The organism is Streptomyces hyaluromycini (assembly GCF_002217755.1).
GTDB classification, from domain to species: domain Bacteria; phylum Actinomycetota; class Actinomycetes; order Streptomycetales; family Streptomycetaceae; genus Streptomyces; species Streptomyces hyaluromycini.
Genome location: NZ_BCFL01000026.1, coordinates 319,202 through 342,540, shown reverse-complemented (window position 1 = coordinate 342,540; position 23,339 = coordinate 319,202). Strand labels below are relative to the sequence as shown.

18 protein-coding genes are annotated in these 23,339 nt (G+C 72.1%); 9 read left to right on the top strand and 9 right to left on the bottom strand.

Annotation, left to right across the window (positions count from 1 at the left end; all coding sequences use genetic code 11):
* Position 1 precedes the first annotated feature (1 nt).
* Positions 2-1,222 carry a thiolase family protein gene (locus SSP29_RS35615; protein WP_089105010.1) on the bottom strand — a complete coding sequence of 407 codons (1,221 nt, stop codon included), beginning with the start codon at positions 1,220-1,222 and terminating at the stop codon, positions 2-4.
* A 207-nt stretch (positions 1,223-1,429) separates the two neighbouring features.
* Here SSP29_RS35615 and paaI point away from each other — a divergent pair, with 207 nt between their 5' ends.
* From paaI to SSP29_RS35600, 3 genes are read left to right on the top strand one after another with little or no spacing between them, the layout of a single operon-like run.
* Positions 1,430-1,861 (top strand): hydroxyphenylacetyl-CoA thioesterase PaaI, encoded by a 432-nt coding sequence (gene paaI, locus SSP29_RS35610; protein ID WP_089105009.1) that lies wholly within the window; start codon positions 1,430-1,432, stop codon positions 1,859-1,861.
* Complete coding sequence (paaK, locus tag SSP29_RS35605) at positions 1,858-3,204, top strand: phenylacetate--CoA ligase PaaK (RefSeq protein WP_089105008.1); 1,347 nt, start codon at positions 1,858-1,860, stop codon at positions 3,202-3,204. Before paaI ends, paaK begins: the two co-directional genes overlap by 4 nt.
* A gap of 42 nt (positions 3,205-3,246) precedes the next feature.
* Entirely contained in the window at positions 3,247-3,732 is a 486-nt protein-coding gene (locus tag SSP29_RS35600; protein WP_089105007.1) for a GNAT family N-acetyltransferase, read from the top strand.
* A 176-nt stretch (positions 3,733-3,908) separates the two neighbouring features.
* Here SSP29_RS35600 and SSP29_RS35595 read toward each other — a convergent pair whose 3' ends face one another.
* Positions 3,909-4,973 carry a glycoside hydrolase family 5 protein gene (locus tag SSP29_RS35595; protein ID WP_089105006.1) on the bottom strand — a complete coding sequence of 355 codons (1,065 nt, stop codon included), beginning with the start codon at positions 4,971-4,973 and terminating at the stop codon, positions 3,909-3,911.
* A gap of 258 nt (positions 4,974-5,231) precedes the next feature.
* Between SSP29_RS35595 and SSP29_RS35590 the strand changes: the two genes are divergently transcribed.
* Positions 5,232-6,326 carry a LacI family DNA-binding transcriptional regulator gene (locus SSP29_RS35590; RefSeq protein ID WP_150135537.1) on the top strand — a complete coding sequence of 365 codons (1,095 nt, stop codon included), beginning with the start codon at positions 5,232-5,234 and terminating at the stop codon, positions 6,324-6,326.
* On the opposite strand, the gene SSP29_RS35585 is transcribed toward SSP29_RS35590, so the two are convergent.
* Positions 6,292-7,863, bottom strand: coding sequence for an FAD-dependent monooxygenase (locus SSP29_RS35585; RefSeq protein ID WP_089105005.1), 1,572 nt, complete (start codon positions 7,861-7,863; stop codon positions 6,292-6,294). The genes SSP29_RS35590 and SSP29_RS35585 overlap by 35 nt on opposite strands.
* A 123-nt stretch (positions 7,864-7,986) precedes the next feature.
* On the opposite strand from SSP29_RS35585, the gene SSP29_RS35580 reads away from it, so the two are divergent.
* Together SSP29_RS35580 and gap are read left to right on the top strand one after the other, a co-directional pair.
* A complete protein-coding gene (locus tag SSP29_RS35580) occupies positions 7,987-8,943 on the top strand; it encodes a GlxA family transcriptional regulator (RefSeq protein WP_089105004.1) in 957 nt (318 codons plus the stop codon).
* A 108-nt stretch (positions 8,944-9,051) separates the two neighbouring features.
* Complete coding sequence (gene gap, locus SSP29_RS35575; RefSeq protein WP_089105003.1) at positions 9,052-10,047, top strand: type I glyceraldehyde-3-phosphate dehydrogenase; 996 nt, start codon at positions 9,052-9,054, stop codon at positions 10,045-10,047.
* 70 nt (positions 10,048-10,117) lie between these two features.
* Here the strand turns inward: gap and SSP29_RS35570 are convergent, their stop codons facing one another.
* From SSP29_RS35570 to SSP29_RS35560, 3 genes are all read right to left on the bottom strand, one after another.
* The gene (locus tag SSP29_RS35570; protein ID WP_089105002.1) at positions 10,118-11,722 is read right to left on the bottom strand and encodes an MFS transporter; all 1,605 of its coding nucleotides are present in this window, start codon (positions 11,720-11,722) and stop codon (positions 10,118-10,120) included.
* A gap of 403 nt (positions 11,723-12,125) precedes the next feature.
* Positions 12,126-13,370: a ThuA domain-containing protein gene (locus tag SSP29_RS35565; protein WP_089105001.1), complete on the bottom strand. Its 1,245-nt coding sequence runs from the start codon at positions 13,368-13,370 to the stop codon at positions 12,126-12,128.
* Positions 13,371-13,507: 137 nt separating this feature from the next.
* Entirely contained in the window at positions 13,508-14,068 is a 561-nt protein-coding gene (locus tag SSP29_RS35560; protein WP_245883406.1) for a winged helix-turn-helix transcriptional regulator, read from the bottom strand.
* Between the two features lie 299 nt (positions 14,069-14,367).
* Here SSP29_RS35560 and SSP29_RS35555 point away from each other — a divergent pair, with 299 nt between their 5' ends.
* The 3 genes from SSP29_RS35555 to SSP29_RS35545 all read left to right on the top strand — a co-directional run bounded on the left by SSP29_RS35555 (position 14,368) and on the right by SSP29_RS35545 (position 17,133).
* Positions 14,368-15,342, top strand: coding sequence for a zinc-dependent alcohol dehydrogenase family protein (locus tag SSP29_RS35555; RefSeq protein WP_089104999.1), 975 nt, complete (start codon positions 14,368-14,370; stop codon positions 15,340-15,342).
* Positions 15,343-15,360: 18 nt separating this feature from the next.
* Positions 15,361-15,978, top strand: coding sequence for an NADPH-dependent F420 reductase (locus SSP29_RS35550; protein WP_150135532.1), 618 nt, complete (start codon positions 15,361-15,363; stop codon positions 15,976-15,978).
* Between the two features lie 213 nt (positions 15,979-16,191).
* Complete coding sequence (locus tag SSP29_RS35545; protein ID WP_089105072.1) at positions 16,192-17,133, top strand: D-2-hydroxyacid dehydrogenase family protein; 942 nt, start codon at positions 16,192-16,194, stop codon at positions 17,131-17,133.
* 112 nt (positions 17,134-17,245) lie between these two features.
* Here SSP29_RS35545 and SSP29_RS35540 read toward each other — a convergent pair whose 3' ends face one another.
* The 3 genes from SSP29_RS35540 to SSP29_RS35530 form a co-directional block, all read right to left on the bottom strand.
* Entirely contained in the window at positions 17,246-18,910 is a 1,665-nt protein-coding gene (locus SSP29_RS35540) for a serine/threonine-protein kinase (protein WP_089104998.1), read from the bottom strand.
* 43 nt (positions 18,911-18,953) lie between these two features.
* Positions 18,954-20,471, bottom strand: coding sequence for a DUF308 domain-containing protein (locus tag SSP29_RS35535; RefSeq protein ID WP_089105071.1), 1,518 nt, complete (start codon positions 20,469-20,471; stop codon positions 18,954-18,956).
* Positions 20,472-20,722: 251 nt separating this feature from the next.
* Entirely contained in the window at positions 20,723-23,197 is a 2,475-nt protein-coding gene (locus tag SSP29_RS35530; protein WP_089104997.1) for a SpoIIE family protein phosphatase, read from the bottom strand.
* Between the last annotated feature and the right edge of the window lie 142 nt (positions 23,198-23,339).

The window sequence follows — 23,339 nt, the reverse complement described above, 5'->3', positions numbered from 1 at the left end:
CTCACACCCGCTCCACGAGCAGCGCGACGCCCTGGCCCACGCCGACGCAGAGCGTGGCCAGGCCGCGGCGGCCGTTCTCCCTTTCGAGGCGGCCGAGCAGGGTGAGCAGGATGCGGGCGCCGGAGCAGCCGAGCGGATGACCGAGGGCGATCGCCCCGCCGTCGGCGTTGACCCTGTCCTCGTCGAGCTTGAGGCGGCGGATCACCGCCAGCGCCTGGACGGCGAAGGCCTCGTTGAGCTCCACGGCGTCCAGGTCGCCGGTCTGCCAGCCAGCGCGGGCCAGGGCCTTCTCGGTGGCGGGGACCGGGCCCAGGCCCATGAGGTTGGGCTGCACACCGGCGGAGGCCGAGGCGACGATGCGGGCCCGCGGGGTGAGGCCGTACCGCTCGACCGCCTCCGCACTCGCGACCACCAGGGCGGCCGCGCCGTCGGACAGCGGCGAGGAGGAGCCCGCCGTGACGACACCGTCCGCGCGGAAGACGGTGCGCAGCGAGCCCAGCTTCTCCAGGGTGGTCGAGGGGCGGGGGCCCTCGTCCCGGGTGACCTCGCCGTCGCGCACCGGTACGGGCACGATCTCGCGGTCGAAGCGGCCCGCCTCCTGGGCGGCCACGGCCCGCTGGTGGCTGCGCAGGGCGAAGGCGTCGGAGTCGGCGCGGGTGATGCCGTCGAGGGCGGCGACCTCCTCCGCGGTCTCCCCCATGGAGAGCGTGACCCTGGCCGCTTCGGGTCCGGCGTCCCCGGGCACGGCGCGGTCGGCGGCGGTGAAGCGCGGGTTGGTGAACCGCCAGCCCAGGGCGGTGTCGTGCACCTGCCCCGGCTTGGCCCACGGGGTGCCGGGCTTCTCCATGACCCAGGGCGCCCGGGTCATGGACTCCACTCCCCCGGCGACCACGAGGTCCGCCTCGCCGGCCCGGATCGTCTGGGCAGCCGAGGCGACGGCCGTGAGGCCCGACGCGCACAGCCGGTTGACGGTGTAGCCGGGCACGGTGTGCGGCAGTCCGGCGAGCAGCACCGCCATCCGGGCCACGTCCCGGTTGTCCTCGCCGGCCTGGTTGGCCGCGCCGAGGATCACCTCGTCCACTGCCTCGCCGGGGGTCCCGGCGCGCCGGACGGCCTCGCCGACGACGAGGGCGGCGAGGTCGTCGGGCCGTACGGCTGCCAGGGCGCCGCCGTAGCGGCCCTGCGGGGTGCGGGCCCCGTCGATCAGGTAGACGTCGGGCATCGGGCAGTCTCCTCGGCTTCGGGGTGGACGGGTCGCCGCGGCTTCGGGACGGCACAGCGGCCGGTGGCGAAGAGGGCGTCGGACAGGGGCGGCGCGGGGCGCTTCGGCGGCCTGCGGTCCGCCTCTTGACATGCAGGTGTGTTGCTGGATTACCTTGGCCGAACCGCACGCTAACCGAATGTTCGGTCGGTTCACAAGGTGGTGGAAATGACGCCCCAGGTACCCGGGACGACACCTGGCCCCGTCGAGACGATGTTCGCCGCGGACGAGGCGTCCCGGCGACTGGGAATCGAGTTGCTGGAGCATGGCGAGGGGACGGCCGTGCTGCGGATGACCGTGACCGCCTCGCAGGTCAACGGACACCGGATCGCCCACGGCGGCCATGTGTTCCTGCTCGCCGACACGGCGTTCGCCTGTGCCTGCAACAGCCACGGGCCGGTGACGGTCGCCGCCGGGGCCGACATCGACTTCGTCGCGCCCGCGTACGAGGGCGATGTGCTCGTCGCCACCGCGCGGGAGCGCGTCCGGTTCGGCCGCAGCGGTGTCTACGACGTGAGTGTCGTGCGCGGCGACGAGGTGATCGCGGAGTTCCGCGGCCGCAGTCGCACCCTCCGCACGCAGAAAGAGGAGCCGCAATGAGCAGCGAAGTGACCGCGTCCGGACCCAGGGGCGTCCGCCGGGGAGAGCCGCTTCCCGAGGCACTGCTGGACGACGCCGAGCGGATGTCCCGCGAGGAGGTCCAGGCGCTCCAGCTCACCAGGCTGCGCGCGACGCTGCGGCACGCGTACGACAACGTGGAGCTGTACCGCAGGAAGTTCGACGCGGCCGGCGTGCGCCCGGACGACTGCCGCACCCTCGCCGACCTCGCCCGCTTCCCCTTCACGACCAAGGCGGACCTGCGGGACACCTACCCCTTCGGCATGTTCGCCGTGCCGATGTCCGAGGTACGGCGTGTGCACGCCTCCAGCGGCACCACCGGCCGCCCCACCGTGGTCGGCTACACCGAGAACGACCTGTCCATGTGGGCGGACGTCGTCGCCCGTTCCATCCGGGCCGCGGGCGGCCGCCCGGGCCACAAGGTCCATGTCTCCTACGGCTACGGCCTGTTCACCGGCGGTCTGGGCGCCCACTACGGCGCCGAGCGCGCCGGCTGTACCGTGATCCCCGCCTCCGGCGGCATGACCGCCCGCCAGGTCCAGATCATCCAGGACTTCAAGCCCGAGATCATCATGGTCACGCCCTCCTACATGCTCACCCTCCTCGACGAGTTCGAGAAGCAGGGCATCGATCCCCGCTCCACCTCCCTGAAGGTCGGCATCTTCGGCGCGGAGCCGTGGACGGAGGAGATGCGCCGCGAGATCGAGGAGCGCCTGGACATCCACGCGGTCGACATCTACGGGCTGTCCGAGGTCATCGGCCCCGGGGTCGCGCAGGAGTGCGTGGAGACCAAGGACGGGCTGCACGTCTGGGAGGACCACTTCTACCCGGAGGTCGTGGACCCGCTGGGCGACGAGGTGCAGGCCGAGGGCGAGAGCGGCGAGCTGGTCTTCACCTCGCTCACGAAGGAGGCGCTGCCGATCATCCGCTACCGCACCCGGGACCTGACCCGGCTGCTGCCCGGTACGGCGCGTCCCGGGTTCCGCCGTATCGAGAAGATCACCGGCCGGTGCGACGACATGATCATCCTTCGGGGGGTCAACGTCTTCCCCAGCCAGGTGGAGGAGATCGTGCTGCGGACGCCGGGGGTGGCCCCGCACTTCCAGATCCAGATCAGCCGGCGCGGACGGATGGACCACATGACGGTCCGGGTGGAGGCACGGCCGGACGCCGGCCCCGCCGACCGTGAGGCCGCCGTACGGACCATCGCCCAGGGCATCAAGGACGGCGTCGGGGTCACCGTGGAGGTCGCCGTCGTCGAACCGGAGACGCTGGAGCGCTCGCTCGGCAAGCTCCGCCGGGTGAAGGACCTGCGCAAGCCCTAATTTGTTGGCGGGCCGGCGGCCGGGGTGCCTACCGTCCTCCCCATGCCCGAACTCCAGTTGCTCCGCCCGGACCACCTTCCGGCACTGCTCGCCTTCGAGCAGGAGAACCGCGCCTATTTCGCGGCGACCGTTCCTGATCGCGGCGACGACTTCTTCGCCCGGTTCGACGAGCGGCTCCGGGCGCTGCTGGCCGAACAGAAGGCTGGGATCTGCTACTTCCATGTGCTGGTCGACGCCCCGGGCGAGGTGCTGGGGCGGGTCAATCTGGTGGACGTCGAGGACGGCGGTGCCGACCTGGGGTACCGGATCGCGGAGCGTGCCGCCGGGCGGGGCCTCGCCACCTGGGGCGTGCGGGAGGTGTGCGAACTCGCCGCCACCGGCTACGGATTGACCACGCTACGGGCTGCGGCCAGAGTCGACAACGCGGCGTCCCGGGCCGTGCTGGCCCGTACGGGGTTCACCGTCACCGGTGAGACACGGCTCTCCGGTCGACCGGGGCTGACGTATGTGCGGCGTCTCCAACCGTAGGCATGCACACGGGAGCCCTGAGCGCTTCGCCGACCTTGCCGCGATGCGCCGACATTCGTCTGCGGCGCCATCGTGGCTGGTCGCGCAGTTCCCCGCGCCCCTTCGGGGGCGCTGCCGAGCCGCCTGCTGCACGGCGGCCGCGGTGCTCGTCGGCACCGCGGTCGCCGAGGAGACCGTCAGCCGCTGACCGGCCTGCCGCGGCCCCAGGCCCAGGCGAGGCGGTCGGCGCCGGACTGGTTGGTGGTGGCCAGCCAGGGGCGGGACGCGTCGCCGATCAGCTTCTGGATCGAGTACGTGTCGTCGGTGCGCAGGCCCGGCCAGTACACCGAGCCCATGCCGAGCTTGCGGAAGGTGTCCGTGTCGGCCTGGATGAAGTTGACGGAGTTGTCGTCGGGAGCGGGCTTGTCGTAGTCGAGGCCCGTGGTCATCGGGGCGCCGAACTCGTCGGCGACGGTACGGCCCGCGCAGTCGCCGAGCCGCTCCTTCAGGTCGGCCGCCCACTGGTCGTAGGTGGCGTAGCTCTTCCAGAAGCCGTAGTGGTGGAGGGAGAGATAGGTGCCCTTCAGGCGCGGGTCGGCGCAGACGGTGGTGACGTGGTCGTTGTAGCCGGCGCCGCTGACGAAGACGCGGTCGTGCGGGACGGACGGGTAGGTTGCCAGCCACTTCGCCGCCAGGTCGGCCCACTCGGCGTCGGTGTAGCCGTGCGGCTCGTTCATCGGCTCGAAGTAGACGTGCGCATCGTGCCGGTAGGCCTTCACGACGGTGTCCCACATGGGCCAGTAGGTGGCTTCGTCGTCGATGAAGCCGTCCTTGTCGGCGCCGGTGCCCTCCCAGTAGGAGACGATCACCTTGAAGCCCTGCGCCGAGGCCGCGTCGATGACCCCGCGGTACGACTTCCAGTACGCGCCGTTGACCGTGTACGGGTTGATGGGCAGCCGTACGGTGTTGGCGCCGAGGTTGGCGCGGAAGGCCGCGATCACCCGGGTCGCCTTGGCGTAGGTCTGGGCGTACGTGTCGGAGAGCGACAGGCCGGAGAGGACCACGGGGTCGTCGGCGTAGTTGTCGCGCGGGTCGGCCCAGTTGACGCCCTTGAACTGGCTGGTGCCGTGGCCCGGTACGGCGGCGGAGGCCGAGGCGGGGCCGCCGGTGAGGGTCGTGGCGCCGACCGCGGCGATCGCGACCGCCGCGAGGGCGGCACGGGTGCGGGGGGCGATACGGGTTCTGGCGGGGGTCTTGCGCATCAACGTGCCCTTTCGGAAGACGGCGGCTCGACGCACGGGCTTGCGGGCCCGACCGCGTGTTTACGTGAACATCGACGCGGCATGTTCACGTGAACATCTCCTCTGCGACCGCGCCGGCGGGATCTCCGTCGGGGCTGGTCACGCGGCGATGTTTACGTAAACTCGAAAGCGTCGGAATCGTGGCATCCGCTCCTGCGGCCGTCAAGGTTTCCCGCTCCGTAACATCCGGTGTGCGAAGGAGACTTGAGGGGTGAGGCGATGGACCTGAACGGGCCGGAGCAGCGGGTCACACCGGCCGCGGACGGTGTGCGGCGGGGCGGGTCGGGGGTACCCGGCGGGCGCCGCAAGCAGGGTGTCTCCATGGCGGACGTCGCCAAGCTCGCCGGTGTCTCCTCGCAGACGGTGTCGCGGGTCTCCAACGGGCATCCCGGGGTGATCACTTCCACCCGGGAGCAGGTGCTGGCCGCGATGCGGGACCTCGGCTACCGGCCCAACAGCGCGGCGCGCGCCCTGCGTTACGGCCGGTTCAACACCATCGGCGTGATCCTGTTCAGCCTGTCCTCCACGGGCAACAGCCGCACCGTGGAGGCGATCGCCACGCATGCCGCCGCCGAGGGCTACGCGATCACGCTCATCCCCGTCGACGTGGCCACGCAGGACAATGTGCTGGGCGCCTTCACGCGGATGGGCGAGCTGGCGGTGGACGCCGTCATCGTCATCATGGAGATCCATCTGCTCGACACGGCCACCGTGCAACTGCCGCCCGGTGTCCATGTGGTGGTCGTGGACTCGGACGCCGGGGACCGCCACAGCGTGGTCGACACCGACCAGGCCGACGGCGCGCGCAGGGCCGTACGGCACCTGCTGGAGCTGGGCCACCGGACGGTGTGGCATGTGGCGGGTCCCGGCTCCTCGTACGCGGCCCAGCGCCGTACCGAGGCCTGGCGGGCGGCGCTGGAGGCGGCGGGGTGCCCGGTTCCGGCGCCCCTGCGCGGCGACTGGTCGGCCGAGTCCGGTTACGCGGCCGGGCTGGCGCTCGCCGAAGAGCCGGACTGTACCGCCGTGTTCGCGTCCAACGACCAGATGGCCCTGGGCCTGCTGCGCGCCTTCCACGAACGGGGCCGCCCCGTCCCCGCGGAGATCAGCGTGGTGGGCTTCGACGACACCCCGGACGCGGCCTTCTTCATCCCGCCCCTCACCACCGTCCACCAGGACTTCGCCGAGGTCGGCCGCCGCTGCGTGGAGGGCGTCCTGCGCCAGATCCGCACCCGCGACGACTCCCGGCCCGGCACCGACCTCGTCCCGGCCCGCCTGGTGATCAGGGACAGCACCGCCCCGCCGCGCACGAGGTGACGGCGGTCAGGGCGTCGTGGAGGACCGAGCCGGCCGACGGGGGGCCGTCCCAGCGGGCGGCGATGTGGCCGTCGGGGCGGACGAGGACCGCGCCGCCCTGCGGGCTCAGGCCGTAGGCCTCGGCGTGTTCCCGGGGCAGCGGTTCGACGCGCAGCGGCCATGGCCCGGTGGCGTGCTGCCGCCAGCGGCCGGGGTCCGGGGTGAGCACGGTGAACCACTCCCCGAACGCGTCGAGCGTGGAACGGTCGGGGGTGACCCAGTGGTGGGGCATGCGGTGCCCCGGCTCCGCGGTGGGCACGTACTCGGTGCCGGCGGCCTCGGGCGGGCCGCCGTCGTGGCCGAGGACGGCGGCGGAGTCGTACGCCGTGCCGAGCACCAGGCCCAGCTGTGCGAAGTACCTTTCCGACCAGGGTAGTTCGACCTGCGCCGAGGAGCCGCTGCGGAGCTGTTCCTTGCGCAGGTTCTGCACCTGGAGCAGGAGGTGGGTGTTGGCGACCGCCTGGCGGAGGGTCTCGTGGGCCACCGGCCGCCGCTCCGCCTCGTATGTCTCCAACAGGGCGGGCGCGGCCCAGCCCTGGAGCACGCCGGCCAGTTTCCAGGACAGGTTGTGCGCGTCCGCGACGCCGGCGTTCATGCCGAGGCCGCCGATCGGCGGGACGGCGTGCGCGGCGTCGCCGGCCAGCAGCACCCGGCCCCGCCCGAAGCCCTCGGCGACGTACGCGGTCATCGACCAGTGCTGGACCCGCACCACGTCGGCCCGTACGCCGGCACCGGGACCGAGCGCGTGCGAGACGCGGCCGGACCAGTCGGTCTGCCCGTTGCCGTCGGGCGTGGCGCCGAACCAGGCCCAGCCGCCCTCCGGGTAGAGCGGGGTGAAGGTGCCGAACGCGGTGAAGTAGACCCCGGCGGGCTGGTGCGCGCACCAGCGGGCCAGGTCGGCGTCGAACACGACGGTGGTGTAGTCGCCGAGCGCTCCGGGGCCGGCGATGGCGATGCCCAGCCGCTCGCGGACGGTGGAGTTCGCGCCGTCGGCGGCGACCACGTATTGGGCCCGGACGCTGGTCTCCGCGCCGTTCTGGCCGTCGACGAGCACGGCGAGAACGCCCTCCGCGTCCTCCTCCAGGTCCAGGAGCTCGGTCCCGAACCGCACCTCTCCCCCGGCGGCGGCGAGCAGGGTGGGCTCCAGCCGGTCCTGCGAGGTGACCACGCCGACGACCGGGCTCTCGGCGACCGGGGCCCGTACCCCGACCATCGCGGCGCTGGCGAAGTCCGGGTCGTACAGGGTGTCCCGGAAGCGCACCCGTCCGTACTCGGGTGCGAACGCGTCCGCCGTCACCCCGGCGGCGATCCCGAGCTGCCGGAAGATCTCCATGGACCGCACGTTGACCAGGCGGGACCGGGGAAACGGGGACAGCTCCCGGTGCTTCTCGACCAGCAGAGCCGGCACACCCCAGCGCTCCAGCAGCGCCCGCGCGGTGAGCCCGACCGGTCCCCCGCCGACGATCAGCACCGGCACCTCTGCGTCCGCTCCAGACATGGCTCCATCATCCGGTGCCGGCGGCCGGCCGCACTCGTCGCCCGCGGGCCGCCACCCGAACGAGTACCGAGGCCGTGGGCCGGGTGCGCCGGGCGCGGGGCGGGTCCTCGTACCCTGTTCGATGTGTCTGCCGTCCGCCTGCATCGCGTCGCCGTCCTTGTGCTGGAGGGGGCGAAGCCACTCGACGTCGGTATCCCGGCGCAGGTGTTCACGACCCGGGCGAGCATGCCGTACGAGGTGCGGGTGTGCGGTGCCGCGCCCGGTCTGGTCACCGGCGGTGACGGGCTGTCGTACCACGTGGCCCATGGCCTGGAAGCGCTGGAGTGGGCGGAGATCGTGTTCGTGCCCGGATACCGGTTCCCGGACCGGGAGGATCCGCCGCCGGCGGTCGTGGCCGCGCTGCTCGCCGCGCATGAGCGAGGGGCCCGGCTGGCCGCCATCTCGACCGGCGCCTTCGCGCTCGCGGCGACCGGGCTGCTCGACGGCAGGCGCGCCACCACGCACTGGCACTACACGCGGGCCCTCGCCGAGCGGCATCCGCTGGTCAAGGTCGACGAGAACGTGCTGTTCGTCGACGAGGGCAGCGTACTGACGTCGGCCGGCGCGGCCTCCGGGATCGACCTGTGCCTGCACATCCTGCGCGGCGACCTCGGCGTGGCCGCCTCCAACCACGCGGCCCGCCGGCTGGTGGCCGCCCCCTACCGCAGCGGCGGTCAGGCGCAGTACGTGCCGCGCAGCGTGCCCGAGCCGCTCGGCGAGCGGTTCGCCGCGACCCGCGAGTGGGCGCTGCACCGGCTCGCCGAGCCGCTCACCCTGGACGCGCTCGCCCGGCACGCGGGGGTGTCGGCGCGCACCTTCTCGCGGCGGTTCGTGGAGGACACCGGGTACACGCCGATGCAGTGGGTGATGCGCGCCCGGATCGATACGGCCCGGGAACTCCTGGAACGGTCGGAGCGGAGCGTCGAGCAGATCGCCGACGACGTCGGTCTCGGCACCGGGGCGAACCTGCGGCTGCACTTCCAGCGGATTCTCGGCACGACGCCGAGCGACTACCGGCGCACCTTCACCAAGGGCGAGTAGGGCTGCCCGGGTGAGGCTGGCGGGATCCTTTTGAACCATGGCGATCTCGCCGCTGTCACGGACGGGCGGGGGCCGCGAACCTGGAGGCGTAGCGAAGGGACACCACTTATGACTCGTATCGCCGTCAACGGATTCGGCCGCATCGGACGCAATGTGCTGCGGGCCCTGCTGGAGCGGGACAGCAGCCTGGAGATCGTCGCCGTCAACGACCTCACGGAGCCGGCCGCCCTCGCGCGGCTGCTCGCCTTCGACTCCACGGCCGGCCGCCTCGGGCGCCCGGTGAGCGTCGAAGGAGACGTCCTCGTCGTCGACGGCCGGCGCATCAAGGTGCTCGCCGAGCGCGAGCCGGCGCAGCTGCCGTGGGCCGACCTCGGCGTGGACATCGTGCTGGAGTCGACCGGCCGCTTCACCTCGGCGAAGGCCGCGCGTGCCCACCTCGACGCGGGCGCCCGCAAGGTGCTGGTCAGCGCGCCGTCGGACGGTGCCGACGTGACGCTGGCGTACGGCGTGAACACCGACGCGTACGACGCGGAGCTGCACACGATCGTCTCCAACGCCTCGTGCACGACCAACGCGCTCGCGCCGCTGGCCGCCGTCCTCGACGAACTCGCCGGTATCGAGCACGGGTTCATGACCACGGTGCACGCCTACACGCAGGAGCAGAACCTCCAGGACGGTCCGCACCGCGACCCCCGGCGCGCCCGTGCCGCCGGGGTCAACATCGTGCCGACCACGACGGGCGCCGCCAAGGCGATCGGTCTGGTGCTGCCGAACCTCGACGGCAAGCTGTCGGGCGACTCGATCCGGGTACCGGTGCCGGTGGGTTCGATCGTGGAGCTCAACACGACCGTGTCCCGTGACGTGACGCGCGACGAGGTGCTGGCCGCGTACCGCGCGGCGGCGGAGGGGCCGCTCGCGGGCGTCCTCGAGTACTCCGACGACCCGCTGGTGTCGTCGGACATCACCGGCAACCCGGCCTCGTCGATCTTCGACTCGGCCCTCACCCGCGTCGACGGCCGCCACGTCAAGGTGGTCGCCTGGTACGACAACGAGTGGGGTTTCTCGAACCGGGTGATCGACACACTGGAACTGCTCGCGCGTTAAGGGGTACTGACCGGCACTGAGCGGTCGGCCGCCGTCCGGTGGCCGACCGCTCAGTGCTGTACTCGGTACGTCAGCTCGCGGCCCCGGCGGGGTGCGCCGCGGCCTCCGGCGCCGCCTGCGGGGCCCGCGCCGGGCGGATCCCGATGAGCGCCACGGCGATCACCGCGGCCACCAGCATCCCGACACCGCCGACGAGGGCGCAGGTGTGCAGGGCGTCGGTGAAGCTCGCGCCATAGGCGGCCTGCGCCTGTCCGGTGCTCGCCGGGGTCTTCAGGTGCAGGAAGGCGCCCGCCTGGATGCCGACGTTGGACACCAGTCCGCTCACCTGGCCCTGGTCGGCGGGGCTCAGCCCGGACGCGGCGAGGTGACCGGGCAGGGTGGCCAGGGTGCGGTGGGTGAGGATGACGCCGAAGACGGCGGGGCCGAGGGCGCTGCCGATCTGGCGCAGCGCGCTGTTGGCCGCGGCGGCGGTGCCCCCGAGCCGGTGCGGCAGGGCGTCCATGGCGATGGTGGTGATCGGTGCCATGGCGAGCGCGATGCCGATGCCGAGGACGCCGATGACCAGGGCGGCCTCGCCGGTGCCGGTGTCGGCCTGGAAGGCGTTCATGAGGAGCGCCCCGATCCCGCCGATCACCAGGCCCGTGACCAGCAGCAGCCCGGGTGTGGCCCGGTTCATCAGCCGTCCGACCAGCGGGCCGAGCACCACCGTGAAGCCGTTGATGGCGATGAGCCGGATGCCGATGTCCAGCGTCGAGGCGTGGTGGACGAGCCCGAAGTACTCGCTGAGCGCGAAGACCAGGCCGACCTGGGCGAACAGGGTGACGGCCATGACGAGCGCCGCGCCGGAGAACGCCGACGACTTGAAGAGGCGCATGTCCAGCATCGGGCAGGCGGAGCGGAGTTCCACGAGGACGAAGCCGACGGCGCCGAGTGCGGCGGCCACGAAGGCGATCACGACCTGGGCGGACGACCAGCCGGCGCTGCCGCCCTCGATGACGCCGTAGACCAGTCCGGTGATGGCGACGACGGCCAGCAGCTGGCCCGGGATGTCCAGGTGGCGTTCGCGGTCCGAGCGGGAGTCGGTCAGGACGACGGCGCCGATCACGGCCGTGACCACGGCGAGGACGAGCGAGGGCAGGAAGATCCAGCGCCAGCTCGCGTGCGCCACGATCACGCCGTTGACCACCGGGCCGAGGGTCAGTCCGAGGCCGAGGGCGGCCGTCCACAGGGCTATCGCACGGGCGCGTTTGCGGGGGTCCGGGATGACATGGCCGATCAGGGCGAGCGTGGACGGAAGCAGCGCGGCGGTGCCGACGCCAGTGAGGGCCTGGCCGACACAGACCTGTACGACACTCCCGGCGGTCAGGCAGACCAGGCAGCCGAGGCAGAACAGCACGAGCCCGGCGAGATAGGTCTTCTTGCGCCCGTACAGGTCACCCACCATGCCGCAGGTCAGCAGCAGGGCCGCGGTGGGCAGGATGAAGGCGTCGGTGATCCACTGCAGGCCCTCGGTGGAGGCGTCGAGTGCCTGTTGCATGACGGGGAGCGCGACGGAGACGCCGACGACCGGCAGGTAGGAGACGAACACCCCGAGGCAGGCCAGCACGATGGTGGCCGTGATGTGCCGGTTGCCGGTGTCGGGCGGCGCGGACGGGGACGAGGCAGGAGAAGGCATGGCCACAGGGCACCTCGGAGCAGTGGAGTGACAGGGCGACGTACGGGGGGCGGCGCTGGGGTGACCCGTCGACTCCCGATCGAAGGTTTCACCGCGGCTCTGCCGCCGGGCCGACAGCGGGAGCCGCGTCATGTCGGTCCCGGCTGCCGTCCGCGCGGCGCCTGCGCGGCGGGTTCGGCCGGAATCTCCATTGACGGTGAGCCACTTCTGTCGGGGCAAGCGCTACGGACCGTATACCGACGTGCCGCCTGCGGAGATGCCCTTGGACCTGCAACCTAAGGTGAACGGCGCTGACGCCTGCCCCTTTGCCCCTGGAGGTGCCCTGCTCGGGGACTGCGTGAGACGCGGGCATGCCATGTGCTGCGTGGTGGCATGCCCGCGTCCCGTGGGAGTGCTGGGCGGTTCAGGAAGGGAGGGTCCAGTTCTGGTTGGCGGCTCCCGAGCAGGACCAGATCTGGAGCCGGGTGCCGTTGGCCGAGCTCGGGCCGGTGGCGTCGAGGCACTTGCCCGACTGCGGGTTGACCAGGGAGCCGTTCGTGCCGGGCTGCCAGACCTGTGATCCCGTGCCGTTGCAGTCGTACAGCTGCACCTTGATGCCGTCGGCGGTGCCGGCCCCGGTGACGTCCATGCACTTGCCGAGCGCGGTGAGCGTGCCGGAGCTGCCCACCGTCCAGTTCTGCGCGGTGGTGCCGTTGCAGTCGTAGAGCTGTACGGCGGTGCCGTTGGTGCTGCTCGCGCCCGCCACGTCCACGCACTTGCCGCCGTACCCGTGGATCGGGCCGGTGGCGCCGGTGGGCGGGGTGACCGGACCGGACTGGCCGGACGCCCACTTGATCTCCTGCAGCAGGAGCTGGTTCTGCTGGGCGCTCGCGAAGGTCGAGGACAACGTGGTGTTGGTCGAGTAGTCCATCGCGTTGTGGCCGAAGTTGTTGTAGACCATCTTGTAGTTGCGGTTGGACCAGACGATCGGGTAGTAGCCGCTGTACCAGGTCTGGTTGGGGTCGGTGCCGATCGGGAAGGTGGACGGGGCCATCGAGGCGAGGATGTCGATGGCCGGGTTCTGCCGCAGGTCGTTCTGCCAGCTGTACCACTCGCTGACCGAGGACGTGATGGTGGACGGCAGGTTCGCGGTCGCCGGGTGCGAGGGGTCGTCGATCTGCAGGGTCTCCTGCGTCGGTCCCCAGGTGTTGCTCTTGAAGGTGCCGGTGCCGAGGAACGTGTTGTGGTACCAGGGCCAGTCGCTGGTGTTGTCGTTGTACGCGGAGACGTGGAAGCCGATGAAACCGCCGCCGCCCGCCATGTAGGTCTGGAAGGCGGACTGTTGCGAGGCGGTGTGGGGATAGTCGTCGAGGAACATGACGACCTGGTAGTTGGCCAGGGTCGAGGCGTTGAGCCGGCTCCAGTCCGTGGTCGCGGTGTACGTGAAGCCGTTCTGCGCGCCGGCCTGCGGGAACCAGGTGTTGGCCTCGTGGTCGAAGCTGATGTGCGCGGCGTCGTACGTGCCGTCGTAGAAGGCGATCACGTTGACGGTGGTGGCGGCGTGGGCGTTGGGGGCGGGGCCGGCCTGGATGCCGAGGACGACCGCGACCAGGGCGAACAGTCTTAACAGGGTGCGGGGCCAGGCGAGGTGCGGGTGGGGGGTGAGCATGCGGGGGCCTTCCTCATACGTGACCGTCGGATACATATGCGGGTGAGCCGCATTGAAGGCCCGGGCGCGCGTACATGTCAATGGTGCAGACCAAGTGCGCACCGGCGGCAGCACCGCCCTGGCGCCCTGTGTGACGGTCAGCGGGCCTCGGGCCGCCTTCCCGGCCGGGTGTCCGTGCCCGGAAGGGGGTCGAGGAGGCGATGGGGCCCGCGCAGCCCGAGCTCGACCGGATCCGTGTGCCCGCCCTCGGCCGGGGTCTCCAGGGAGCTCACCATGACGTCCTGCGGCTCCGGGACCACGTCGCATGGGGCACAGCGTGCGGTGGGGTCGAGCGGCTCGCCGCAGTGTGCATGCGTGAACGTCCGGCGGGGCTCGCGGTCACCGGCCGCATACGCCTCGCCCCAGGCGCGCAGGGCGTACAGCGGCGGCCACAGCGTCTTCCCCTTGTCCGTGACCTCGTACAGCCGGCGCCCGCCGTGCGCCGGGTCGGGCCGGCGTTCGAGCAGGCCCGCGTCGACCAGGGCGGCCAGCCGGGCGCTCAGCACGGACCGGGGCGCGCCGAGGTGCGCGGAGAAGTCGTTGAAGCGGCGGACACCGTAGAAGGCGTCGCGCATGACCAGCAGCGTCCAGCGCTCACCGACCACCTCAAGGGCGCGCGCCAGCGGGCAGTCCTGATTCGTGTAAGTGCTGGGCAACACTCCGCCATGGAACCACAGCGGGCACCACGGGTCCATTGACTGGATCCGGTGAGCGAACTGGGCGGCCGCGGGCTACGGACCGCACGGGATGCCGTGGGACAGCACGTGCCTCTGAGCGACCTCCGTTACGTCTGACCGCGCCGGACGGTGTCCGGCGGTCACGTGGTGGTGCGCCGCGTACCACCACGCACCGCACGTGATGCGGCGCCGGGCCGCATACGGCAGTGTGGGTGAGCGGCGAGGTGTCGGCGGCGACGGGTGGCCCGGGCGCAGGCATCCGGGGCAAGGAGACGAGTCACATGCTCGCGATTCAGCTCACGCAGTTCGGGGAGCCCGAGCAGAGCCTGAAGGTCGTCGACCTGCCCGAGCCGCAGGCTCCGGCCTCCGGCCAGGCGCTGGTCCAGGTCGAGTACGCCCCGCTCGACCACCACGACCTGCTGCTCGCACGGGGCGTCTATCCGGTCCGCCCGGAGCTGCCCAGCGTGATCGGCAACGAGGGAGCGGGCACGGTCCTGGCCGTCGGGCCGGACGTGACGCGGGTCCGCCCCGGCGACACCGTTCTGCTCCCCTTCGGCACCTTCTCCTGGTCCGAGCGGGTCCTGACGGAGGCCGCGAAGCTGACGGCCCTCGACAAATCCATCGGCCTCGAACAGGCCGCGATGCTCACCGTCAACCCCACCACCGCGGGCCTGCTGGTGGAGTCGCGTGACCTGCCGGCCGGATCCTGGGTGGTGCAGAACGCGGCGAACAGCGGGGTCGGCCGGTCCGTCATCGCGTTCGCCCGGGAGCGCGGGCTGCGCACGATCAACATCGTCCGGCGCGAGAACCTGGTCACCGAGCTCCAGGACCTGGGCGCCGACCTCGTATGCGTCGACCACCCGGACGTGGCCACCCGCGTGCGGGCGGCCGTCGGCGGCGAACCGGTCCTCCTGGGACTCGACGGCGTCAGCGGGAAGGCCACCGCACTGCTTCTGGACGTGCTCAGCGACGGCGCCCTGCTGGTGCTCTACGGCTACATGAGCGGCGAGCCCTTCGCCCCCGACCGCAACGTACTGCGGGCGAAGGACATCACCACGACCGAGTTCTGGATGTACGAGGACAAGTACCTGCCCCGCCATCCGGCCCTCGGCGCGGAGTCCGCGCGCCTGGTCGCCGAGGGCAGGCTGACCCTGCCCCCCGCTCCCGTCCACCGGGCCGCGGACTTCCCCGAGGCCCTCGCCCACCTGCGGCAGGGCGGCAAGGTCCTCCTGGACTTCAACCCCCGCCGCGCGTGACGACGGAGGAAGAGCATCATGGCCATGCACGGCATCATCGGTGTACTCGGCGCGGGCGAGGTGGGCCGGGCCGTCGCCGGCCAGGCCGTCCGGCACGGTCATGAGGTGGTCATCGGCAACAGCCGGGGCCCGGCCTCCCTCCAGGCCCTCGTGAGCGGGCTGGGGCCGACGGCCCGCGCGGGGACGGCCGAGGAGGCCGCGCAACCGGAACTCGTGTTTCTCGCGGTGCCGTTCTTCGCCGTTCCGGAGCTGACCGGCCTCACCGCCTGGGCAGGGAAGATCGTCGTCGACACGACCAACCAGTTCGCCGCGGCCGGCCCCTGGCGGGGCCGGTACGACGTCGGTGACCTGACGGGCAGCGAGTGGGTCGCCCGGCATCTTCCCGGCGCCCGGGTGGTGAAGGCGCTCAACACCCTGTTCGCCCCGTTCATCGCCGCGGACCCCCGGCACCCCGAGGGCCGGCAGGTCGCGTTCTACGCGGGTGACGATGCCGGTGCGAAGGCAGCCGTGGCCGATGTGCTGGGCTCGTTCGGGTTCGCCGCCCTGGACCTCGGCGGTCTGCGGGACGGTGGACGGCTCATGCAGCTGGACGGCCCGCTCAGCGGGAGGCATCTGCTGCTGCAGGACGTCGGCTGACACATCGTTCGAGGTGATCGTTCCGAACCATAGACTGGACGACACGACCATGGACAGCTCGGCTGTGTCATCCGGCATCACCGTCTCCGGCATGACCGGCATGACCGGCATCGGCGCGGCCTGCCCCGCAGACCACGTGCCGCACGGGATGCCTCGGGCACGGCCCGGGTGCCAGCCTGGGCACCGGAGCCGAGAACGAGAGGAATGCGCACCATGCGGATCGCGATCCTGGACGACTATCAGGGCGTGGCACTGAGCCTGGCGGACTGGGACTCGCTCGGCGCCGACGTGCACGTCTTCACGGATGCCTTCGACAGCGAAGGCGAGGTGGTCGCCGCGCTCGCCGACCACGAGGTGGTCGTGGCCATGCGCGAGCGCACCCCCTTTCCGTCGTCGACCCTGGGCAAGCTGCCGCGCCTGAAGCTGCTGGTCACGACCGGGCCGGTCAACGCGGCGATCGACGTGGACGCCGCGCGCCGGCTGGGGATCACGGTCTGCGGTACCGGGTACTTGTCGTACCCGACGGCCGAGCTCACCTGGGGGCTCATCCTTTCCGCGGCGCGCCTGATCCCGCAGCAGGTGGACTCGGTGCGCCGGGGCGGCTGGCAGGAGGGCCTGGGGACGAGCCTGCGGGGCGCCACGCTGGGAGTGCTGGGCCTCGGCCGGCTGGGGACCGCGGTGACGGAAGTGGGGCGCGCCTTCGGCATGCGGTGCATCGCCTGGAGTCAGCACCTGACGCCTGCGGATGCGCAGGCGAAGGGGGTGACCTACGTTGCACGAGACGAGTTGTTCGAGCGCTCCGACGTGCTGAGCATTCACGTCGTGCTCAGCGAGCGCACCCGGGGCCTGGTGGGTGCCCGCGAGCTGGGCCTCATGAAGCCGACGGCGATCCTGGTGAACACCTCACGCGGGCCCGTGGTGGAGGAGGCGGCGCTGATCAGGGCATTGACCGAGGGGAGTATCGCCTCGGCGGCGCTGGACGTCTTCGATCGCGAGCCCCTGCCGTCCGACCACCCGCTGCGTTCCCTGCCGAACGCCGTGGTGACCCCTCACATCGGCTATGTCAGCCGGGATCTGTACGAGGTGTTCTACCGGGACGCGGTCGAGGACATCGCGGCGTGGCAGGCCGGCACGCCGGTCCGGACCATTTCCTGATGGCCCCATGTGCCTGATGGCCCCATGTGTCCCGCGAGGGCGTCGCCCATCTCGCGCCCGTCTCCAGTGGTCCCCGTCGGGTTCGACGACCGCTCCGGGCAGGTGAGCCCGCTCAGCCGTCGTACGGCATCACCCTGACGACCTTGCCCTTCGTGTCCGTCTGGAGGTACCCGCCCTGGCTGTGTTCGTTGCTGAGGTAGACGGACATCCCGGCGGGGTCGCCGAAGGCGTTGCCCGGCAGGTCCACCAGCAGGTAGCGGCTGGTCGGGTGGGGCACCTTGAGCTGCTTGCGGGCCTGGGCCAGCAGCGAGGGGACCTTGTCCCAGTCGAAGCCGTCGAGGCGGACGGGCGTCCCGTCGCCGGACAGGTCGCCCTCGATGATGTCCTTCTGCACGCCCTGGCCGGGGCGGTAGGTGTACATGTCGTACGCGGTGTCGCTGCCCTTCACCATCACCCAGGCGATGACGTAGTCGGGGTACACCGCGAACTTGCCGAACCGGTCCCGGCCGGTCTGCTTCTGGAAGGCCGCGGCGGCGGTGCGGATGCCCTGCGGGGTGAGCAGGTCGGTGGTGGCGGCCGTCCGCGCGGCGGTGGGCGAGGCGGTGCTCCCGGCCGAGGGCGATGTCGTCGCGGGCGCGGTGCCGGAGTCCGTGGCCCCGGACGTGTGGCTGCCGGTGTCCGGCAGGTGCGTCCACACGAGCGCGCCGGCGACGGCCACCGCGGCCGTGGGCAGCAGGAGGAGCAGCCGGCGGCGCGGGGCGGGCCGGGGGGACGTGGGCGCGGTGTCCTGCGGTACGGCGCCCTGGGGCGGCGCGTCCTGCGGCGAGGTGTCCCGGGGCAGGACGTCCTGTGGTGAGGCGCCCTGCGGTGGGACGTCCTGCGGTGGCGCGGACGGGGGTTGCAGGGGGAAGGACGTCGGGGAGTCGGTCTGCCGCGCGGCCCGGGCCAGCATCCGCTCCAGTTCGGCGGCGCCGGGGCGGGCCGCCGGGTCGCGGACGAGGACGCGGGTGAGGACGTCCGTCAGGACCCCGGCCCGGACCGGTGGCGGGACGTCCTCGCCGAGGACCGCGGCGAGCGTGGCGAGGGTCGTGCCCCGGCGCAGCGGATGGTGGCCTTCGACGGCGACGTACAGCATCATCGCGAGGGACCACAGGTCCGCGGCCGGCCCGCCGTCCTTGCCGGAGACGCGCTCCGGTGCCATGTAGTCGGGTGTGCCGATGACCGACCCGGTGGCGGTGAGGGCGGTGGCCTCGCGGACGGCGGCGATGCCGAAGTCGGTGAGCACGGGCCGGCCGTCGGGGCGCAGCAGGACGTTGGCCGGCTTCACGTCGCGGTGTTCGATGCCCGCCTCGTGGGCGGCGCGGAGCGCGGCCAGCACCTCGCGGCCGATGCGCGCGGCCTCGACCGGGTTCATCGGGCCGGCGGCGAGGCGGTCGGCCAGCGAGCCGCCGGTCACGAGTTCCATGACGATCCACGGGTAGGTCCCCGGGCCGCCGTCGACGATGTGATGGATCGTCACCACGTTCGGGTGGTCGAGCCGGGCCAGGGCGCGGGCCTCCCGCAGCACCCGTTCCCGCAGCAGCCGCGCGGCCTCCGGGTCCCACTCGGCGAGCCCGGGGTCGGACGGTCTGACCTCCTTCACGGCCACGCTGCGCCGCAGCACCAGGTCGGTGGCCCGCCACACCATGCCCATGCCGCCGCCACCGAGCCGTGCCGCCAGCTCGAACCGCCCGTCGACGACCCGTCTCGCGGGGTCGTCCCTGCCCTCGTCGTTCATGCGCGGGAGCTTAGTTGGCCGGTCCGACAGCCTCTCACCCTGCTCAGTAACCGGACCCCAGCGACTGCGTCGTGTAGGCGCACTCCGTGTAGATGTAGCCGTAGCGCAGTTTGGCGGTGTCGGAGCCCGGGGTGGCGGTGCTGTCGTTCTTCGGCTTGTGCACGAAGTACGTGGTGCCGGGCGGCAGGCTGATCGTGCGCTGCGGGTAGTTCTTGCCGCTGTCGCTGCACGGCTCCCAGCCGCTGATGAGCGAGCTGGCGAACGAGTACGCCTTGCAACTGCCGCACGCCTTCAGGGTGAAGCTGCCGGTGACCGGGCCCGTGTACAGGACGGTGATGTCGTCGGGACTGTCGTTCTTGACGGTCACGGGGATGCCGCCGCCGGAGGCGGTGGTGGGCAGCTTCTTGCCGGCGGCCGGGAGGGTCTGGGCGACCTCGGCGCCGATGGATATCTTCCGGGCCCGGGCGAGGTTCTTGTGGTGCGGGTTGTCCGTGATGAACTGCTGCATGGTCTGCTGCGCCTGCTCGAAGTCACCGTCCTGGTACTGCTTGACGCCGCACTCGTACTCCCCCGAGTCACCGCTGCGGTCGGCGCGGCCGGCGACCGCGGTCAGCTTGTCGGCCTGTGCGGACGTCCCGTTCGACAGCTGGATGATCTGGGTGTTCAGCGTGTGCAGCCGCGTGACGGCGGTGCAGGGGGACTTGCCGGAGACGGCCTTGGCGACCTTCTTCTCGGCCGCGTCCACGGCGGGTGCCACCTTGGCGGCCTGGCCGGAGTCGGGGAAGGTGCTCAGCAGGTCGCCGAACTGGGTGACCCAGTCGGTCCCGCCTTTGGCGAGGCCGTCCGCACCGCACTCGTACAGCGAGGTGGCCAGCCGGTCGTCGGGCCAGTGGGCGAGCGTGCCGAGCTGGTCCTTCGGCATGGAGTCGGGCACCGTCCGCAGGAACTGGAGCGGTTCGACGGCCGAGCAGTAGTCGCGGTGGCTGTAGGCCGCCGCGACCGTCGTGTAGTAGGTCTTCAGGCGGTCGGGGACCTGGGCGGCGGCGCGGGAGCCGGAGTGGTGGACGGCGAGGTCGCGGTAGACGGCCAGGGCGTCCCGGTAGCCGGACTTGGCGGTGGCGAAGTCCTGCCGGCCGGCCGCGCTGACCTGTTGGTCGGCGCGGTCGAGACGGGTGAGGAGGGCGCGTTCGACGGCTTCGTTCTGTGCGCTGTCGTACCAGAGCGCACCGCCGACAGGGACCGCGAGCAGGGCGATGCCCAGCACGAGCGCGACGGGCCGCTGTCCCGGCCACACCAGGCGGGTGCGCAGGCCGGCGAACCAGCCGTGGACGGCGGCCAGCAGGAGGAACACGGCGTACAGGGCGAGCGCGGTTCCGGACACGCCGTCGGCGTCCGCGGGCAGGGCCACGAGCAGCAGGACGACGGTGGCCGCCAGACACGCGGCCGTCGGGATCCATCTTCGCAGGAGCAGGTAGCCGAGGCCTAGGCCGCTCAGGTTGAGCAGGGCCACGGCGGTGGCGCGCAGGGCGTCCGGCGGTGCGGGCGGCGGACCCGACGGCATGGGCGGCACGAAGGAACCCGGGCCCGCGAAACCCTGGTTCGGAAAGCCTTGGTTCGGAAAGCCCTGATTCGGGAAGCCCTGGTTCGGAAGGCCGTGGCTCGGCGGTCCCTGGTCGGGCGGTTCCTGGCGCGGACCGTACACGTCCCCGGACATGGCGGCTCCCCCAATTGCTGCCGAATCCCTATGAATTGACAGTGTACGGCCATACGTGCGAATTCGACAGGGTACGACGACGGTCCGTACCGCCCCGGTCACACCCCGGGGATCTCCTGCTCGGCCCAGATGATCTTGCCTTCTCCGGTGTAGCGGGCGCCCCAGCGATGGGCGAGCTGGGCGACGAGGAAGAGACCGCGGCCGCCCTCGTCGGTGCTGCGGGCATGCCGCAGCCGGGGTGCGGTGCTGCTGCCGTCGGCGACCTCGCAGGTCAGCCGGGAGTCGCGCAACAGCCGTAGCCGGATGGGGGGTTCGGCATAGCGGATGGCGTTGGTGACCAGTTCGCTGACGATGAGTTCGGTGGTCGTCGCCAGCTCGTCGTAGCCCCACGCGGTCACCTGGCGTACCGCCTCGGCCCGGACGTCGGCGACGGCGGACGGGTCGACGGGCACCTCCCAGGAGACGACGTGGCCGGCGCCCAGGGCGTGGGTGCGGGCCAGCAGCAGGGCGATGTCGTCGGGCTGGGGAACGGGGAGCAGCTGGTGCACGGCCGACGTGCACAGCGTGTCGAGGTCGGCACCGGGGCTGGCCAGCGCGCCCCGGAGGCGGGCCATGCCCAGCTCGACGTCCTGGTCGGCGCCTTCGATGAGGCCGTCGGTGTAGAGGCCGAACAGACTGCCCTCGGCGAGTTCGATCTCGGTGGCCTCGAAGGCCATGCCGCCGAGTCCGAGCGGCGGTCCGGCGGGGATCTCGGGAAAGTGCACGTGCCCGTCGGGCGAGACGACGACCGGCGGCGGGTGTCCGGCCCGGGCCATCGCGCACCGCCGGGTCACCGGGTCGTAGACGGCGTACAGGCAGGTCGCCCCGACGAACGTGTCCGTGCTGCCCTCCGCGACCGCGCCCGCGTTCTCCTCGTCGCCCAGCCGCAGCACGAGGTCGTCGAGGTGGGCGAGGAGCTCGTCGGGGGGCATGTCCATGTCGGCGAGGGTCTGCACGGCGGTGCGCAGCCGGCCCATGCTCGCCGCCGCGGTGAGGCCGTGGCCGACCACGTCGCCGACGACCAGGGCGACCCGGGCACCGGACAGCGGGATCACGTCGAACCAGTCGCCGCCGACGCCGTCCGTCGCGTCCGCCGGCAGGTAGGAGGAGGCCACGTCCAGGGCCGTGCCGCCGGCCAGAACCTGGGGCAGCAGGCTGCGTTGGAGGGTGACGGCCGCCGTGTGCTCCCTGGTGTAGCGGCGGGCGTTGTCGACGCAGAGCGCGGCACGGGCGACCAGTTCCCGGGCGAGCAGGACGTCGTCGGGTCCGAAGGAGACCGGGTTGAGCGAGCGGGCGAACGTGGTGAGGCCCAGGACGGTGTTGCGCGCCCGCATCGGCACCGAGATGAGGGTGTGCAGTCCGAACTCCCGGATACGGGCCGTCCGCGCGGGCTGGTGGGTGACCCACAGGCGGTCCTCGGCGTCGAGTTCGGGGATGAGGACCGGCTCGCCGTTGATGAGCAGGTCGACGCCGTGCGGCGGGGGCAGGAAGTCGACCTGGTCGCCGATCCGCGCCACGGCCTCGGGGCTGCCCTCGCGGACGGTCCGCAGCGCGGCGCGCCGCATCGCCGGCCGGGCGGGCGCCGGACCCGCGTCGGTCGGCCAGGCGCCGTGCCCCTCGGCGAGGACGGGCTCCAGGAGGTCGACGATGACGAAGTCGGCGAAGCGGGGAACGGCGAAGTCGGCCAGCTCCTGGGCGGTGCGCAGCACGTCGAGGGTGGTGCCGATGCGGGTGCCGGCCTCGTTGACCAGTGACAGCAACTGGCGGGCGTTCCAGCGTTCGGTGACGTCCGAGACCATGTAGCAGACGCCGGTGACGGAGTCCTCGGGGTCGACGAGAGGGAAGAACGACGTCGAATAGGCACGCTGGCGGTGCGGGTCGGACCAGCTCCAGCCGAGGTACTCGTAGTCGGTGACCGGCTCCCGGGTCGACAGCACCTTGCGCATCAGGCCTTCGATGGTGGTCCCCTGCAGCCCGGGCAGCAGTTCTGTCAGCCGGCGGCCCAGGCGCTGCTCGCGCGGGACGCCGCCGAACTGCTCCAGGGTGTCGTTCAGCCAGACGTACCGCAGCTCCAGGTCCATCACGGCCATGCCGATCGGTGAGCGGGTGAGGAACCCGTCGAGGACGGACTGGCCCACCGTCCACTGCGGGCGCTGCTCTCGCGCCGAGAGCAGGAAGCACTCCTCGCCGGCGATCCGGAAGGCCGCGGAGACCCGCAGGTCGACGACGACACTGCGGCCGTCGTGGTGCCGTACCGGGACGAGCCCGCTCCATCCCATGCCGGAGCGGCAGCGCTCGGCGACACCGGCGGCACGGGCCGGGTCGACGCGCATGGCGAGCAGCCGCGCCGCGGGGCGGCCCAGCACCGCGGCGGCCGGACGGCCGAGCAGGGTCTCGGCGCCACGGGTCCAGCCGATCACGTCGCCCTCGGCCGACAGCACCGCCGCAGCGTCGCTGGAGGCGTCCAGGAGGTCGTGCGGCCCCACGGCGGTCGGCACGTCGAAGTCTTCTCGGTCTTCTTGCGGAGAATCCATTGGCTACATCCTGTACGTACCCCCATGTTCCTGCTTGTCCACCCGTTGCGCATGGCCCGCGCGGTACCGGGACGGGCGGGTGGACGCGCCGGGTGGGGTCCTGCGCGGTCCGGGGTACCCGGTCTGGAGTTGGGGCGGGGCG

Bases quoted from the DNA above. Each gene is read 5' to 3' on its own strand.
- paaK (WP_089105008.1), top strand. From the start codon at position 1,858: ATGAGCAGCGAAGTGACCGCGTCCGGACCCAGGGGCGTCCGCCGGGGA.
- gap (WP_089105003.1), top strand. From the start codon at position 9,052: ATGACTCGTATCGCCGTCAACGGATTCGGCCGCATCGGACGCAATGTG.
- SSP29_RS35600 (WP_089105007.1), top strand. From the start codon at position 3,247: ATGCCCGAACTCCAGTTGCTCCGCCCGGACCACCTTCCGGCACTGCTC.
- SSP29_RS35540 (WP_089104998.1), bottom strand. From the start codon at position 18,910: ATGAACGACGAGGGCAGGGACGACCCCGCGAGACGGGTCGTCGACGGG.
- SSP29_RS35550 (WP_150135532.1), top strand. From the start codon at position 15,361: ATGGCCATGCACGGCATCATCGGTGTACTCGGCGCGGGCGAGGTGGGC.
- SSP29_RS35585 (WP_089105005.1), bottom strand. From the start codon at position 7,863: ATGTCTGGAGCGGACGCAGAGGTGCCGGTGCTGATCGTCGGCGGGGGA.
- SSP29_RS35595 (WP_089105006.1), bottom strand. From the start codon at position 4,973: ATGCGCAAGACCCCCGCCAGAACCCGTATCGCCCCCCGCACCCGTGCC.
- SSP29_RS35590 (WP_150135537.1), top strand. From the start codon at position 5,232: ATGGACCTGAACGGGCCGGAGCAGCGGGTCACACCGGCCGCGGACGGT.
- SSP29_RS35565 (WP_089105001.1), bottom strand. From the start codon at position 13,370: ATGCTCACCCCCCACCCGCACCTCGCCTGGCCCCGCACCCTGTTAAGA.
- SSP29_RS35555 (WP_089104999.1), top strand. From the start codon at position 14,368: ATGCTCGCGATTCAGCTCACGCAGTTCGGGGAGCCCGAGCAGAGCCTG.
- SSP29_RS35535 (WP_089105071.1), bottom strand. From the start codon at position 20,471: ATGCCGTCGGGTCCGCCGCCCGCACCGCCGGACGCCCTGCGCGCCACC.
- SSP29_RS35545 (WP_089105072.1), top strand. From the start codon at position 16,192: ATGCGGATCGCGATCCTGGACGACTATCAGGGCGTGGCACTGAGCCTG.
- SSP29_RS35530 (WP_089104997.1), bottom strand. From the start codon at position 23,197: ATGGATTCTCCGCAAGAAGACCGAGAAGACTTCGACGTGCCGACCGCC.
- SSP29_RS35615 (WP_089105010.1), bottom strand. From the start codon at position 1,222: ATGCCCGACGTCTACCTGATCGACGGGGCCCGCACCCCGCAGGGCCGC.
- paaI (WP_089105009.1), top strand. From the start codon at position 1,430: ATGACGCCCCAGGTACCCGGGACGACACCTGGCCCCGTCGAGACGATG.
- SSP29_RS35570 (WP_089105002.1), bottom strand. From the start codon at position 11,722: ATGCCTTCTCCTGCCTCGTCCCCGTCCGCGCCGCCCGACACCGGCAAC.